Below are 13,464 nucleotides of genomic sequence, written 5' to 3' on the forward strand. Positions count from 1 at the left end.
TCCAGAATGCGCCGGCGCACCGGGTCGCCGAGAACGTCGAACGCGTGCACGAACCAGAAACATACCAGACCTGACTTATATAAGCCACAGCTGGTTCTTTGCCGTTACCTCCCGGCGTCGACGCCCATCGACACCCGGTACGGCCCCTCGATGCTGATGTCGAACGAGACCGACATCCGGTGTGATGGTGTTCGCCGGGGCTGTAGTGATCCTTCGGGGACAGGCGGAGTTGGAGTCGCCACCCCTGGCTGACCAAACGTGCTGAAAAAGCCGGCCTGCCCAGCAAGACCGGCAAGGGAACACCAAGATCGACAACAACTGAAGCTCATTCTGAAGCGAGCGTCACCAATGACAGCGCCACGCCGTTGGCGAACGTCCCCACAACGGCAGATGCGGATGTCCATGGAACGCCCGGATACGGGAAATGGTGGCCACCTGATGACCGGCCCGCGCATCGCCCGATTCGCGAGGGGCGCGAACCTGGCGCCCTCGACGGTCACCAGACGGTATTGGAAGCTGCCCGCGGACAGCGGCGGTCGGCGTCGTCCACGTCGCCGTGGTGGGTACGAGAGCGCCGCGGACGCGCAGGCGGGGGTGGGGCAGCAGGTTCGGGACTTGCTCGGGATCGCTGAGGACGGTGATGACGAGACGTTGCGCAAGATCGGGGACTTGCTCGCGCGAGTGATCTCGGACAAGCAGCCGCTGCCCGAGATCGAGGACGTGCGCCGTCTCGTCCGCGCCGGAGCGACCACCCTCGAACATCCGTTGATGGACGCGGAGGTTGACGACTTTCTGAAGCGGAAGAAGCGGACGGTGAGCCGGAATATGTACCGACGCGGCGCGGAAGTTCGCGGCGAACATCCCGCGGCGGTCGCTGCAGTCCACCAGCAGCCTCGGGCTCCCCCACGACCACAGTGGACAGTCCACAAGCGGAAGAAAGTCTTCCGGAAAGCATAAAACTCCAGGTCATCAAATCCGATGACCTGGAGTCTGGGGTGCGCCATCAGGGACTCGAACCCCGAACCCGCTGGTTAAGAGCCAGCTGCTCTGCCAATTGAGCTAATGGCGCTTGGTACCTCTTCGCTTCGGTTTCCCTCGGCGACGTGGAAAAGATTAGCACGGCCCCGGAGGGGGTTTTCGCGGGGGGTCACTTGGGAGGAGTTACCCGATCTTGGCCCCAAGTTGTGCCCGGTCAGGCAGACTGTAGCGGGACATCGGCGGCGAAACGGGCGGGGTGTGATGGTGCGGCGGCGGGTGCTGGGACTGGTTGCGGTGGGGGTGATCGGGTTCACGGCGGCGTGCAGCGCGACGCCTTCGGGTGAACCCGCGGCGTCGAAGGTGGCGGCGCCGAGTAGCGCGCCGCCGGTGCTGAAACCCGCTTCGGTGAGCGTCACGCCGGCGGACGGCGCGAACGGCGTCGCCCCGGGTGAGCCGGTCACGGTCGCGGTGACGGACGGCAAGGTCGGCGAGGTCAAGCTGACCGGGGCCGACGGCCGGCAGGTCGCGGGCAAGGCCAAGCAGGACGGGTCGGGCTGGGAGTCCGCCGAGCCGCTGGGGTACGGCAAGAAGTACACGCTCGCGGTGGCGGCGACGGGGACGGACGGGAAGCCGGTCACCTCGCAGCAGTCGTTCACCACGGCGAAGCCGGCGCGGCAGATCGCGGTGTCGGTGAATGTGCAGGACGGCGACACGGTCGGCGTCGGGATGCCGGTGATCTTCACCTTCACCGGGAACGTGCCGGATCGGGCCGCGGCGGAGCGTGCGATCAAGGTCACGGCCGAGCCCGCGACGGAGGGCGCGTTCCGCTGGTTCGGCGACAAGCAGCTGGTCTGGCGGCCGAAGGAGTACTGGAAGAGCGGGACGAAGGTCTCGGTGAACGCCGCGATCTACGGCAAGGACCTCGGCAAAGGCACCTACGGCCAGGAGGACAAGCAGCTCGGCGTCAAGATCGGCGACAAGGTGGTCGCGGTGGCGGACGGGCAGACGCACCAGATGACGGTCTCGGTGAACGACAAGGAGGTGAAGACGGTCCCGGTCTCGCTGGGCAAGCCGGGGCACACGACGCCGGCCGGTACCTACACGGTGATGAGCGAGCATGTCGGCTTCACCATGGACTCGGGCACCTACGGCGTCCCGGCGGACAGTCCCGGCGGCTACAAGACCTATGTCCAGTACGCGATCCGCATGTCCTACAGCGGCATTTTCTACCACTCGGCCCCGTGGTCGGTGGGCGATCAGGGCAAGCGCAACGTGAGCCACGGCTGCATCAACCTCTCGACCGAGAACACCAAGTGGCTGATGGACCTCTCGAACCCCGGCGACCTCATCACCGTCCAGAACTCCGGCGGCCCCGCCCTGGAACCCACCGACGGCTGGTCCTACTGGCAACTCCCCTGGGACCAATGGAAAACCCCCACCAGCTAACCGCCAAGGGGGTCGACGGGCGCTGCCCGTCGGCCCTCGCGCAAGGGTGACCATCAACGGCAGGTGGCAGGGCAACCAAACAACGCAACGCAACAGACGAACGAAACGTCCCCACACGGGATGGGGGTCCGGGGGACACCCCCGGCTGGGGGTCTGGGGGTTTGACCCCCAGAAAAAATGGCGAAACCCCAGCCAAGGGAGGTCCGGTAACGGCCCGAACAGGCTGGGGTGATGGGGTGAGCGACGGGTTTCGAACCCGCGACCTCCTGGACCACAACCAGGTGCTCTACCAGCTGAGCTACGCCCACCATCGCCGAGGTTTCTCTTGCGATCAACCGGCGAGAGCAATCGTAGCGTGCCCTCGCGCGGGGTTTTCTCCGGGGGTGGGCGGGGTCAGCCGGGGTGGCGTTCCTGCACTTCGGCGGCCATGGCCTTGGCCTGTTCGGTGCTGGGGCCGGGCTGGGGTACGAAGGCGGCGGCGCGGTAGTAGTCGAGCTCGCCGATGGATTCCTTGATGTCGGCCAGCGCGCGGTGCGCGAGGCCCTTCTCGGGCTTCGCGTAGTAGACGCGGGGGTACCAGCGCCGGACGAGTTCCTTGACCGAGGAGACGTCGACCATGCGGTAGTGCAGGTGCGCGTCGAGGGCGGGCATGTCGCGGGAGATGAAGCCGCGGTCGGTGGCGATGGAGTTGCCTGCCAGCGGTGCGGTGCCGGGCTCGGGGACGTGCTCGCGGATGTAGGCGAGAACACGCTGCTCGGCCTCGGCGAGGCTGACGGTGGAGCGGCGGACTTCCTCGGTGAGCCCGGAGTGCGCGTGCATCTCGCGGACGATCTCGGGCATTCCGTCGAGTTTGTCCTCGCCCGCGTGGATGACGATGTCGACGCCTTCGCCGAGGACGTTGAGCTCGGCGTCGGTCACCAGAGCGGCGATTTCGATCAACGCGTCCTTGCCGAGGTCGAGCCCCGTCATCTCGCAGTCGATCCAGACTAGATGGTCGGTCACCGGCAAACCCTAACCCGACACGGGGAGCCGAGCTGGCTCACCTGCGTATCCGGCGCGTTACGCTCTGCGCGAGCGAAGTGCGTGTGGTTTTGGACACAGAGTCGGGAGCAGTGGTGGTCGAGCAGGGGTCGGGGCCCGCGAGCGAGATCGCGAAGGGCTATGTCAGTGAGGGCGCCGCGGTCGAGCTGGGCGCGGTGGTCATCGACGGTCAGGCGGAGGCGGCCGCGGCGGTGCGGCTGCCGCTGGCGACGTTGAACCGGCACGGCCTGGTCGCGGGCGCGACGGGGACCGGGAAGACGAAGACGTTGCAGCTGGTCTCGGAGCAGCTGTCGGCGGCCGGGGTGCCGGTGGTGCTGGCGGACGTCAAGGGCGACCTGTCCGGCCTCGCGGCTCCGGGTGAGGCGAACGACAAGCTCACGAAGCGGGCACAGGAGCTCGGGGACGACTGGGCGCCGACCGGGTTCCCGGTGCAGTTCCTCTCGCTGGGGACGGGCGGGAAGGGCGCCCCGATCCGCGCGGCGATCACGAGTTTCGGGCCGGTGCTGCTGGCGAAGGTGCTGGGGCTGAACGAAACGCAGGAGTCGACGCTGGGGCTGATCTTCCACTGGGCCGACCAGCGGGGCCTGGCGTTGCTGGACACCAAGGACCTGCGCGCGGTGATCACGCATCTGACGAGCGACGAGGGCAAGGAGGACCTCAAGGGCATCGGCGGGGTGTCGGCCGCGACGGCAGGGGTGATCCTGCGCGCACTGTCCAATCTGGAGGCTCAAGGCGGCGAGGACTTCTTCGGCGAGCCGGAGCTGGACGTGCGCGACCTGATGCGCCAGGCCGACGGCAAAGGCGTCGTGACGCTGCTGGAGCTGGACAACCTCCAGTCGAAGCCCGCGTTGTTCTCGACGTTCCTGATGTGGCTGCTGGCCGAGCTGTTCGAGGTACTGCCGGAGGAGGGCGACCTCGACAAGCCGAAGCTCGTCTTCTTCTTCGACGAGGCACATCTGCTGTTCAACGGCGCGTCGAAGGCGTTCCTGGAACGGATCGAGCAGACGGTGAAGCTGATCCGCTCGAAGGGTGTCGGCGTGTTCTTCTGCACGCAGCTGCCGACGGACATCCCGAACAACGTCCTCTCGCAGCTGGGTGCCCGGATCCAGCACGCGCTGCGGGCCTTCACCCCGGACGACCAGAAGGCGCTTTCCCGGACGGTCAAGACCTACCCGAAGACCGAGTACTACGAGCTGGACAAGGCGCTGACGTCGCTGGGCATCGGCGAGGCGATCGTGACCGTGCTGTCCGAGCAGGGCGCGCCGACGCCGGTGGCGTGGACGCGCCTGCGGCCGCCGCGGTCGAAGATGGGCTCGATCGGCGACGAGGCCGTCGCGGCCGCGGTCCAGGCGTCGGATCTGCACGGCAAGTACGCGGAGACGATCGATCGCGAGTCGGCCTACGAGATCCTTCAGGCCAAAGTGGCGCCGCCACCCGCTCCCGAGCCGGAACCGAAGAAGGACGAGCCGGGGTTCATCGAGCAGACACTGAGCAACCCCGCGGTGAAGTCGTTCCTGCGGTCCGCCGCCAACTCGCTGGGCAAGGAGATCACCCGGGGCCTGTTCGGCAACCGCAGGCGCTGAGAAAACCTGACAGAAGATGTCAGGTAAGGGCGGCAGGCTGTCCTGGCCCACTTCGGAATGACAGACAGGATCGACGTCATGACCAGCACCGCCACCGCCTCGTTCGTGCTCGACAGTTGGGAGCCGCAGGCCGAAGACGAGACGGCGGGGACGCGGTTCGCGCGGGTCGCGATCGTCAAGACGTTCAGCGGGGACGTCGAGGGGGCCAGCACCGTCGAGATGCTCACGGCGGTGAACGACACTTCGCGGGCGTACGTGGCTTTCGAGCGCTTCGCGGGGGCTGTCGGCGGTCGCAAGGGGACGTTCGTGCTGCACCACTCCGCCGGTGATCACGGCCTCGACCTGCGGATCCTCCCCGGTTCCGGGACAGGCGAGCTGGCCGGGATCAGTGGCACCGCCGCGATCACCCAGGACGCCGAAGGCAACCACACGCTCACGCTGACGTACGAAGGCTGAAGGCCCCTCAGAGTCCCGAATCCCTGAGGGGCCTTCAGCGAGTTCCTCGCACCCCGTGAGCGAGGAAGGATGGGCCGCCCCGACCGCGGTCCATCCCGCTCTCGTCAGCCGACGATCTGGTTCACGATCTTCATCGCGTCGTTGATCGGGATGGCGAAGCCGATCCCGACGCTGCCCGCCGCACCGCTCGACGACTCGACGGGGCTGTACATCGCCGAGTTGATGCCGATCACCCGGCCCTGGCTGTCGACCAGCGGACCGCCGGAGTTGCCCTGGTTGATCGAGGCGTCGGTCTGGATGGCCGTGTAGCTCGGCGAGTCACCGGAACCGTTCGTGTCGCGGGTGTTCCGGCTGAACGGCGACTGCTGTTGCTGCTGTTCCTGCCCGCCGAGGTCGGAGAGGTTCCGGTTCAGCGCGCTGATGATGCCGGTGGTGACGGTGCCCTGCAGCCCGCCGGGCGAGCCGATCGCGACCACGGACTGGCCGACCGCCAGCTTGCCCGAGTCGCCGATCGCGGCCGGGGTGAACCCGCTGCCGTTCTTGACCTGCAGGACCGCGATGTCCGCCTTGGTGTCCGCGCCGACGACGTCGGCCTGGTACTTCTTGCCGTCCGACGTCGTGATCGTGACGGGCCCGGCCGCGCCGGAGACGACGTGCGCGTTGGTCAGGATCCGGCCGTCTGCGGTGAGGAACACCCCGGAGCCGATCGCGCCGCCCCGCTGCGTCGTGACATTCACCTGCACGACGCTCGGCGTCACCTTCGCCGCGATGCTGCTGACGTCCCCGGAGCCGGTGGTGTTCGCGACCGTCTGCCCGTTCACCGGTGCCGAACTGGACGTCGTGGTGCCGGAGGCGGACGGCGTGGAGGTCAGGCCGACGACCGCGGCTCCGCCCGCGCCGCCGAGCAGTGCGGCGGCGAGCGCGGTGGCGCCGACCAGCGCCGCGACCCGGTTGCCCTTCTTGGGCTGCGCCGGGGCCGGCGGCTGGGTGAAGAGCGGGTTCGGCGTGGCCTGCTGGTAGCCGTAGTGCGGGTACGGCTGAGGGTGCTGGTGCGGCTGGTGCCCACCGGGTGAGGCGGGGCCGGGCCGGCTCTCGTTCTCGGTCATGACTCAAGATTCGCCCGCGTGCGTGTGAAGAGCCTGTGGAAACACCTGCGGCTTTGCTGAGAAGAATCAGCTGAGAAACCTCAGGTGAATCTCAGCAACGGGGAATCCTTTGTGGACCTCAGTCGAAGAACGCCGGGACGTCCAGCGCACCGCCGGACGCCTCGAACTCCTCGTGCACGGCGGCGCGCAGGGCCGCGTCGCCGAGGTAGTCCGCGGCGGTCAGCGCGAGCCCGAGCGCACCGTCCACGACCGCGGCGTCCCCGGCCGCTGATCCGGCAGCGGCCGCGAACTCCTTGGTGTGCAAGGCGGTTGTCGCCTCCGACACCGCGATCATCGGATGGATCGCGGGCATCCGGTAGGACAGGTTGCCCAGATCCGTCGACCCGGTGAGCGATTCGGGGACGACGCCCGGCGGCAGCGGTTTCCGCCCGGTACCGCGCTGGTTGACCGACCAGCGCCCGGCCAGTGTCGTGTTGAACCGGATCGGCAGGTACGCGGGCTGGGAGTCCCAGAGCAGCTCGACGCCGCAGCCGGTCATCTCCGCCGCGCCGTGCGCTATCGCCGTCATCCGGGTGGCGAGGTCCCGCAGTGTCGCGGGGGTGCCCGAGCGCAGGTAGAACAGCACGGCCGCGCGGGCGGGAATCACGTTCGGCCGCGCGCCGCCGTCGGAGAATACGCCGTGCACGCGGTCGCTGTCCGGCAGTTGCTGGCGCAGCGCCGAAACGCCCTGGTACGCGGCCACGGCGGCGTCGAGCGCGTTGCGGCCCATGAACGGCTGCGCGGAAGCGTGCGCGCCGACCCCGTGGAACACCATCTCCAGCTGGCGCCTGCCGAGGAACGGGTGCATCGCGATGTCGTGGCTGAACGGGTGCAGCATGAGCACCGCGTCGACGTCGTCGAAAACCCCGGCGCGGGCGAGGGTTTCCTTGCCGCCCCCGCCTTCTTCGGCCGGTGTGCCGATCAGGCTGACGCGTCCGCCGAGTTGCTCCGCGACCGCGGCGGCTCCGAGGAACCCGCCCGCTCCCGCGGTGCAGATGACGTTGTGCCCGCACGCGTGGCCGAGCCCCGGAAGGGCGTCGTACTCGGCGAGCACGGCGATGTGCGGGCCTTCGCCGGGGGTGCCGACACGCAGCGCGGTGTCCAGCCCGCCGACGCCGATCGTCGCTTCGTGACCGTGTTTGGCCAGTAGTTCGGCGAGTGCGCGCACCGAGCGGTGTTCGGCGAAGCCCTCTTCGGGATGGGCGTGCAGATCCTGGCTGAGCGCCACGAGATCGGCGGAAACGGCGTCGATCGCGCTCCGGACGGCCGACCGGCTCGTGGTGTCGGCGCCGGTGTGCGGGGAATCCAGTGGCTCGGCGTTCGCCACCGCGTCGGCGGTGTCTTCGATGAGGGAACGGAGATAGCTGTCGTCGGGCGGGATCGGCGCGGCGTGGCTCATCCGCCGATGCTATGTCCTGCGGGACGCCCGCACAGTGTCGGCACCGCGAGCCTGCCCGCCACGATCTGCGTGAACCCCGCGTACCGTTCGGTGATCGCGGTGAAGCCCCGCTTCCGCAGCGCCGCCGCGATCTCGCCGCGGTCGAACATCCTTTGCCCGCTGAGGATTCCGCCCATGGTCTCGACGGTCCGAGCCGGTTGCCAGCCCCGTCGCGCGCTGGTGAGCAGCACGATCCGGCCACCGGGCTTGAGCAGTGCGGTGAAGGAGTCCAAGGCCTTTTCGGGCTCGGCGAACATGTGGAGCGCGGCGAAACAGCAGATGGCGTCCACTGTGGACCCGCGAAGGGGTGGTTCGACGGCGTCGGCGCGAAGGTAGGCGACGTTGTCCTGGCCGCCCTCCGCGACCGCCGCCTCGAGCATCGAGCGAGCGCCGTCGAGACCGATCGCGAGGCCGCCCGGGGTGACCGCGGCGCCGAACGCGCGGGTGAACCGGCCTGTGCCGCAGGCGACGTCGAGCACGGTCTGGCCGGGGCGCAGGGCCAGCAGTTCAGTGGCCAGCCGGACTTCGCCGGCCATGCTCGGGCCGAACGGGCCCTTGAAGACACAGCCGAGCAGCGGCCGCCAGTACCGCTCGTAGACGCGGGGGAGCAGCGACGTGCGCATCAGCCGCTGCGTGATCCCGGTGGGCGGCCCGGCCTGCGGGGACTCGCCGAGCAGATCGACGAACCCCTTGTCGCCGCTCGGGACCGCGGTGGTCAGCAGGTCGGCCAGGCGGTCGCGTGTTCCCGGCTGCGTCGTCGGCATCGCCTGCTCCTGGGGTCGGGAGTTCGGATACCGAGAGTATGTCAGATGGGGAAGGTGCAGGCCAGCGACGTGTGCGCACCACTATCGAGTGAACATCTCGGTGCTCGGGTGTTCGAGGCCGGAAAGTGTCGGTGCTCCTTCCTAACGTCGTCGGCACGGTGTTTCCGAGCCCACGAGGAGGGCATGAGATGACTGCGACAGCGGCGCCTACCGGCCGGATCACGGTGTGCGGGCCGTTCGATCTGGCGGCTTCGGCCAGGTTCCTGGCCGGCTTCACACCGGCGGGGCGGCCGGACGCGGCGGGCGAGTCCGGGGTGCTCAGACTGGCGTTTCCCGTCGACGAGGGTGGCACCTCGGTCGGTGCGGTGATCCGGCAAAGAGCCCCGGGCACGGTGGAGGTCGAGGCGTACGGCCCGCCCGGCCTCGCGGAGGCGGTGACGGCTCAGGTCCGGCGGATTCTGTCCCTCGACGTCGACGGCACCGGATTCGCCGGGGCGGGCGAACGTGATCCGGTGGTGGGCGCGCTCCAGCGGGAGCGGCCGGGATTGCGTCCGGTGTTGTTCCCGTCGCCGTACGAAGCGGCCTGCTGGGCGGTGCTCAGCCAGCGCGTCCGCGGGAGCCAGGCCGCGCGGATCAAGCGGCGGCTGGCCGAGGAGTACGGGAAGCGGGTGAACGTGGGCGGAGTCGAGCTGACCGCGTTCCCCGAGCCGGAGTTGCTGGCCGGGCTGTGCGATTTCCCCGGTATCCCGGAGACCAAGTTCGAGCGGCTGTGTCTGGTGGCCAAAGCGGCCGCGGAGGGCGAACTCGACGCGGCGAGGTTGCGGGCGCTGCCGGTTGAGGAGGCGCTCGCGCGGTTACGGCTGCTCCCCGGCGTCGGCCCGTTCTCCGCCGAGCTGATCCTCATCCGCGGCGTCGGGCACCCCGACGTCTTCCCCGCGAGCGAAGGGCGGTTGGCCGAGGAGATGAGACAGCGGTACGGACGGCCGGATGCCGGGGCCGCGGAGCTGGCCGCGATCGCCGAGGCCTGGCGGCCGTACCGGAGCTGGGTTTCCTTCCTGCTGCGCACCGCGCACGAGAAGGGAGACACCATGGTGTAGCTGACCCATTACCGGATGCGGCCGGTCGGCGGGCGACGGGGACTTACGCGGGCCAAATCCGGCCTGTGGTGAGGTGTGCGGGTGAGTTCCTCGGTTCTCTCGGCGGTGCCGTTCACCAGTCTCCCGTTGTTCTCCGCGGAATCGTCCGGGCTCGGCAAGGCCTCCGAGTCGATCGTCTCCGGTGAGCTGTCCACCATCACCCTCGTGGCCGGTGGCCTGGCACTGCTCACGGTGCTGGTCGACGGGCTGTGGCGGCCCGCGCGCAACGTGGTGACGATCGTGCACGAGGCCGGGCACGCGCTGGCGGCGGTCATGGTGGGGCGGCGGCTGAGGGGCATCAAGCTGCACTCGGACACCTCGGGCGTCACGGTGTCGCGCGGCAAGCCGGAGGGGCCGGGGATGGCCTTCACGGCGATGGCGGGCTACATCGCGCCCTCGGTGCTCGGGCTGTTGTTCGCGACGCTCGCGGGGGCGAAGCTGACGACGCTGGTGCTGATCCTGATCGCGTTGCTCCTGCTCGGCGTGCTGGTCATGACCCGCAACGCCTACGGGGTGTTCGCCGTGGTCGCGAGCGCCGTGGTGCTCGGGCTGATCGCGCTGGTGGCGCCGACGTGGCTGCAGGCCCCGTTCGTGTACCTGCTGACGTGGTTCCTGCTCATCGGCGGGATCCGCCCGGTCATCGAGCTGCAGGCGAAGCGTCGCCGGGGCACGGCCCGTGACTCCGACGCCGACCAGCTCGGCCGGCTGACCGGGGTGCCCGCGGTGTTGTGGGTGCTGGTGTTCGGCGTGCTCACGGTGAGCTGCCTCATCGCGGGCGGGTTGTGGCTTCTGGAGCCCGTGGCGGCCTGAGCGCGGCCGTGCGGCAGACTGTTCCCCCAGTCTGTGCGCGCGGAAGGAGTCGGACGATGGACGAGGTGGCCAAGGCCGTCGAGGAATGCGCCCGGGCGGCCAAGCTGGCCGCGCCGTCCCTCGCCACGGCGGGTGCCGACGCCGTGGACGCCGCGCTCGTCGGGATGGCCGAGCGGCTGCTGAGCCACCGCGCCGAGGTGCTGGAGGCGAACGAGGCCGACGTCGCCAAGTCCCGTGCCGAGGGGATGAGCGCCGGGCTGCTGGACCGGCTCACCATCACCCCCGAGCGGCTGACCGGCATGGCCGATCAGCTCCGGCTGCTGGCCGGCGCCCCGCACCAGGAACGCTCGGTCGAAGTGTCCACTTTGGATGGTGGGCTGCGGCTGGTGGAGCGGCGTCGTCCGGTCGGCGTCATCGGTGCCAACTACGAGGCGCGGCCGAACGTGACCGTGGACGTGGCCTCGCAGCTGGTGAAGTCGCGCAACGCCGGCGTCCTGCGGACCGGCTCCGCGGCACTCGGTTCGGCGCAGCGGCTGCGGGAGTCGGTGATCGCGCCCGCGCTGGACGCGGCCGGGATCGACGCCGATGTCGTGCAGCTGGTGCCGAGGGTCGAGCGCGAGGCGGCTTCGGCGCTGGTGCGCCTGCCCGCGCTCGTGCCGCTGGTGATCCTGCGCGGCAGCGGTGACAGCACCCGTGCGCTGGCCACCGAGGCAGCGGTCCACGGTGTCCGCACGCTGGCCCACGCCGACGGCGGGGGCGTGCTGTACGTCGACGCGGCCGCCGACGTGGCGAAGGTGCGGGAGCTGGTCTTCGCGAGCCTCGACCGGCTCGGCGTGTGCAACCGGCTCAACCTGCTGCTGATCCACGAGGGCGTGCACGACGCGATATGGCCGTCGATCGCGGAGGCACTCGGCGAGCGCGGTGTCACCCCGTCGCTGGCGCCGCACGAGCACGCGATCGGCTACGAATGGGCGCTGGACTCCGAGCGCGAGGCCACGGTCACCGTGGCGAAGGTCGGCGGGCTCACCGAGGCCGTCGAGATCGCGAACGAGCGTACCTCCGGTCTCGCCGCCGGAATCGCGACCGAGGACAAGGCCGCCGCCGAGGCGTTCTTCGACGGCTACACCGGCACGGGCGTGTTCTGGAACGCCCCGACCCGGCTGCTCGACGGCTTCAAGCTGCTCGCCGTGCCCGAGACCGGCATCAACCTGGACAGGGTGCCCGGCCCGCGCGGTCCGGTCACCTACACCGACCTGTACGTCCGCCAGTACGCGGTGCTCCCGGCCTGAACCGCCGAAAGCGCCTGAGCGCCGTACGCGCTGGCGTTCCGCTGAACAGCAGTGTCCACTGTGTACACCGTCGGCAGGTCCTGGAGGCGGACCGTCGTCTCTCGGTACTGCGTGCGATCGAGCCGGAGCCGCCCGGCTGGCTGACGCCTGCCCTGCCGAGCTCGGCGAAGCCACCGATCTACCCGTCCGGGTGACTCGGCCGATCACACGAAAAGGGCCCCTGTGGCCACCGTCGGATCCCGTTTTCGTTGTGTTCCGCTCGGCTGTCAGGGTGGCGTGGATGCCCGATGGTATGGCGTGCCGGCAATGCTGTGGTGTCCCGCCGGTTGGTGTCTTTAACTGTGAAGCGAGGTAGTCCATGATCGACTCCACCGGAAGGGCACAACGATGAAGCACGTGCTTGACCTGCAAGTACTTCCCGAGGAAGAGTGCAGTCTCGGCGCCGACGAGATCCCGCACCACAGCCACCACAGCTGGGGCTGCACGCACAGCGGCCTGAGCCTCCTCCTGTGTGTGACTGACGGCGACTGAAGCCACGGCGGCCGAAGTGCGACCGGTCGGTGCGGCATAGAGCGGGCACCACTGCGCCGACCGGGAAAATCGCGGACTCGGGACAGGGCACGAGCCCGCTCGTCCTGAGCCACGAGAGCGACTGTGCCCGCTTCAGCTGGGCGCGCAGGTTTTGGGGCTCTGCGGAGCGGGCCCGCTGTGCCCGCGAGAGACCTCGAAGGTCACCGGGAGCTGGTGGCCCTCCCGGTCGTTCGGGCCCATCGCGCGGAGCAGGACCCTTGCCCAGGCGCCGGAAGCCTGAGCGAGGACCACCGATTCGCTGACGTGCACGCCGGAGGTCCGGCAGGTCAGCGCGGGTGTGGTGACGCTGAAGTCGATGACGCCGACGGTGCTGCTCCCGCTCGCCGTGCCGTTGGCGAAGGCGGTGCACGTGCCAGGGTGGTTGTCGACGCCCACGCAGGTGGCGTTTCCGTTGTCCGTGCTCGTGAAGCTCACGCTGTCGATGCCGATGGTGATGCCCTCGACCGCCGCCGTTCTGTCGTCCAGGACGTTGACGGTCACGGTGCTCACTTCGACCGGGCGAACCGGTGCTACGAGGGACGGCGGGGCCACGTCGGAAGGCACCACGAGGGCGAGGAGTACCGGCAGTCCCACGGCCGCGACCAGCATGGCCGCCCCGGCGTACCGGGGAAGGTGGACGTGGAAGCCGCCGTTGACGACCCCCACCTGGATCAGGCCGCGGACCTTGCCCGTGAAGGTGTTCGTGACTCGCGTGGTCGATGTCTTGTCGAACTGCCGCTTCTTCATCGGCGACCCCCACGTGGACAACGTCGGGTTGCTGTGAAGCACCAGACAATACTTCAGCAGG

At 69.3% G+C, this 13,464-nt stretch carries 13 protein-coding genes and 2 tRNA genes; 7 read left to right on the forward strand and 8 right to left on the reverse strand.

Going from position 1 to position 13,464, the window contains the following annotated elements; translation table 11 throughout:
* Positions 1-342: 342 nt before the first annotated feature.
* The gene (locus ACFW0G_RS37125; protein ID WP_378330181.1) at positions 343-861 is read right to left on the reverse strand and encodes a hypothetical protein; all 519 of its coding nucleotides are present in this window, start codon (positions 859-861) and stop codon (positions 343-345) included.
* A gap of 135 nt (positions 862-996) precedes the next feature.
* Positions 997-1,069, reverse strand: a tRNA-Lys gene (locus ACFW0G_RS37130).
* Positions 1,070-1,239: 170 nt separating this feature from the next.
* Here ACFW0G_RS37130 and ACFW0G_RS37135 point away from each other — a divergent pair.
* Positions 1,240-2,424 carry an Ig-like domain-containing protein gene (locus tag ACFW0G_RS37135; RefSeq protein ID WP_378330182.1) on the forward strand — a complete coding sequence of 395 codons (1,185 nt, stop codon included), beginning with the start codon at positions 1,240-1,242 and terminating at the stop codon, positions 2,422-2,424.
* Positions 2,425-2,656: 232 nt separating this feature from the next.
* Here the strand turns inward: ACFW0G_RS37135 and ACFW0G_RS37140 are convergent.
* Positions 2,657-2,732: transfer RNA gene (locus tag ACFW0G_RS37140), tRNA-His, on the reverse strand.
* An 85-nt stretch (positions 2,733-2,817) separates the two neighbouring features.
* Positions 2,818-3,426 carry an oligoribonuclease gene (orn, locus tag ACFW0G_RS37145; protein WP_378330183.1) on the reverse strand — a complete coding sequence of 203 codons (609 nt, stop codon included), beginning with the start codon at positions 3,424-3,426 and terminating at the stop codon, positions 2,818-2,820.
* A 113-nt stretch (positions 3,427-3,539) separates the two neighbouring features.
* On the opposite strand from orn, the gene ACFW0G_RS37150 reads away from it, so the two are divergent.
* Both ACFW0G_RS37150 and ACFW0G_RS37155 read left to right on the forward strand, forming a co-directional pair.
* Complete coding sequence (locus tag ACFW0G_RS37150; RefSeq protein ID WP_378330184.1) at positions 3,540-5,048, forward strand: helicase HerA-like domain-containing protein; 1,509 nt, start codon at positions 3,540-3,542, stop codon at positions 5,046-5,048.
* Positions 5,049-5,126: 78 nt separating this feature from the next.
* Positions 5,127-5,504, forward strand: a complete 378-nt coding sequence (locus ACFW0G_RS37155; protein ID WP_378330185.1) for a DUF3224 domain-containing protein — start codon at positions 5,127-5,129, stop codon at positions 5,502-5,504.
* Positions 5,505-5,608: 104 nt separating this feature from the next.
* On the opposite strand, the gene ACFW0G_RS37160 is transcribed toward ACFW0G_RS37155, so the two are convergent.
* The 3 genes from ACFW0G_RS37160 to ACFW0G_RS37170 form a co-directional block, all read right to left on the reverse strand.
* On the reverse strand, positions 5,609-6,610 hold the full coding sequence (locus ACFW0G_RS37160) for a S1C family serine protease (protein WP_378330186.1): 1,002 nt from the start codon (positions 6,608-6,610) through the stop codon (positions 5,609-5,611).
* 118 nt (positions 6,611-6,728) lie between these two features.
* Complete coding sequence (locus tag ACFW0G_RS37165; protein ID WP_378330187.1) at positions 6,729-8,048, reverse strand: amidohydrolase; 1,320 nt, start codon at positions 8,046-8,048, stop codon at positions 6,729-6,731.
* Entirely contained in the window at positions 8,045-8,851 is an 807-nt protein-coding gene (locus ACFW0G_RS37170; protein WP_378330188.1) for a class I SAM-dependent methyltransferase, read from the reverse strand. Before ACFW0G_RS37170 ends, ACFW0G_RS37165 begins: the two co-directional genes overlap by 4 nt.
* A gap of 188 nt (positions 8,852-9,039) precedes the next feature.
* Here ACFW0G_RS37170 and ACFW0G_RS37175 point away from each other — a divergent pair, with 188 nt between their 5' ends.
* From ACFW0G_RS37175 to ACFW0G_RS37190, 4 genes are all read left to right on the forward strand, one after another.
* Positions 9,040-9,948, forward strand: coding sequence for a DNA-3-methyladenine glycosylase family protein (locus ACFW0G_RS37175; RefSeq protein ID WP_378330189.1), 909 nt, complete (start codon positions 9,040-9,042; stop codon positions 9,946-9,948).
* Positions 9,949-10,119: 171 nt separating this feature from the next.
* Complete coding sequence (locus ACFW0G_RS37180; RefSeq protein WP_378330232.1) at positions 10,120-10,797, forward strand: M50 family metallopeptidase; 678 nt, start codon at positions 10,120-10,122, stop codon at positions 10,795-10,797.
* Positions 10,798-10,853: 56 nt separating this feature from the next.
* Positions 10,854-12,086 carry an aldehyde dehydrogenase family protein gene (locus tag ACFW0G_RS37185; protein ID WP_378330190.1) on the forward strand — a complete coding sequence of 411 codons (1,233 nt, stop codon included), beginning with the start codon at positions 10,854-10,856 and terminating at the stop codon, positions 12,084-12,086.
* 387 nt (positions 12,087-12,473) lie between these two features.
* The gene (locus ACFW0G_RS37190; RefSeq protein ID WP_378330191.1) at positions 12,474-12,617 is read left to right on the forward strand and encodes a class III lanthipeptide; all 144 of its coding nucleotides are present in this window, start codon (positions 12,474-12,476) and stop codon (positions 12,615-12,617) included.
* A gap of 132 nt (positions 12,618-12,749) precedes the next feature.
* Here ACFW0G_RS37190 and ACFW0G_RS37195 read toward each other — a convergent pair whose 3' ends face one another.
* Positions 12,750-13,403: a hypothetical protein gene (locus ACFW0G_RS37195; protein ID WP_378330192.1), complete on the reverse strand. Its 654-nt coding sequence runs from the start codon at positions 13,401-13,403 to the stop codon at positions 12,750-12,752.
* Positions 13,404-13,464 lie beyond the last annotated feature (61 nt).

The organism is Amycolatopsis sp. NPDC058986, assembly GCF_042741125.1.
Lineage (GTDB): Bacteria > Actinomycetota > Actinomycetes > Mycobacteriales > Pseudonocardiaceae > Amycolatopsis.

What these genes read in the sequence shown, in the direction of transcription:
- ACFW0G_RS37185 (WP_378330190.1), top strand. Translation starts at nt 10,854, where the DNA reads ATGGACGAGGTGGCCAAGGCCGTCGAGGAATGCGCCCGGGCGGCCAAG.
- ACFW0G_RS37155 (WP_378330185.1), top strand. Translation starts at nt 5,127, where the DNA reads ATGACCAGCACCGCCACCGCCTCGTTCGTGCTCGACAGTTGGGAGCCG.
- ACFW0G_RS37175 (WP_378330189.1), top strand. Translation starts at nt 9,040, where the DNA reads ATGACTGCGACAGCGGCGCCTACCGGCCGGATCACGGTGTGCGGGCCG.
- ACFW0G_RS37160 (WP_378330186.1), bottom strand. Translation starts at nt 6,610, where the DNA reads ATGACCGAGAACGAGAGCCGGCCCGGCCCCGCCTCACCCGGTGGGCAC.
- ACFW0G_RS37125 (WP_378330181.1), bottom strand. Translation starts at nt 861, where the DNA reads ATGTTCGCCGCGAACTTCCGCGCCGCGTCGGTACATATTCCGGCTCAC.
- ACFW0G_RS37165 (WP_378330187.1), bottom strand. Translation starts at nt 8,048, where the DNA reads ATGAGCCACGCCGCGCCGATCCCGCCCGACGACAGCTATCTCCGTTCC.
- ACFW0G_RS37190 (WP_378330191.1), top strand. Translation starts at nt 12,474, where the DNA reads ATGAAGCACGTGCTTGACCTGCAAGTACTTCCCGAGGAAGAGTGCAGT.
- ACFW0G_RS37170 (WP_378330188.1), bottom strand. Translation starts at nt 8,851, where the DNA reads ATGCCGACGACGCAGCCGGGAACACGCGACCGCCTGGCCGACCTGCTG.
- ACFW0G_RS37195 (WP_378330192.1), bottom strand. Translation starts at nt 13,403, where the DNA reads ATGAAGAAGCGGCAGTTCGACAAGACATCGACCACGCGAGTCACGAAC.
- ACFW0G_RS37135 (WP_378330182.1), top strand. Translation starts at nt 1,240, where the DNA reads ATGGTGCGGCGGCGGGTGCTGGGACTGGTTGCGGTGGGGGTGATCGGG.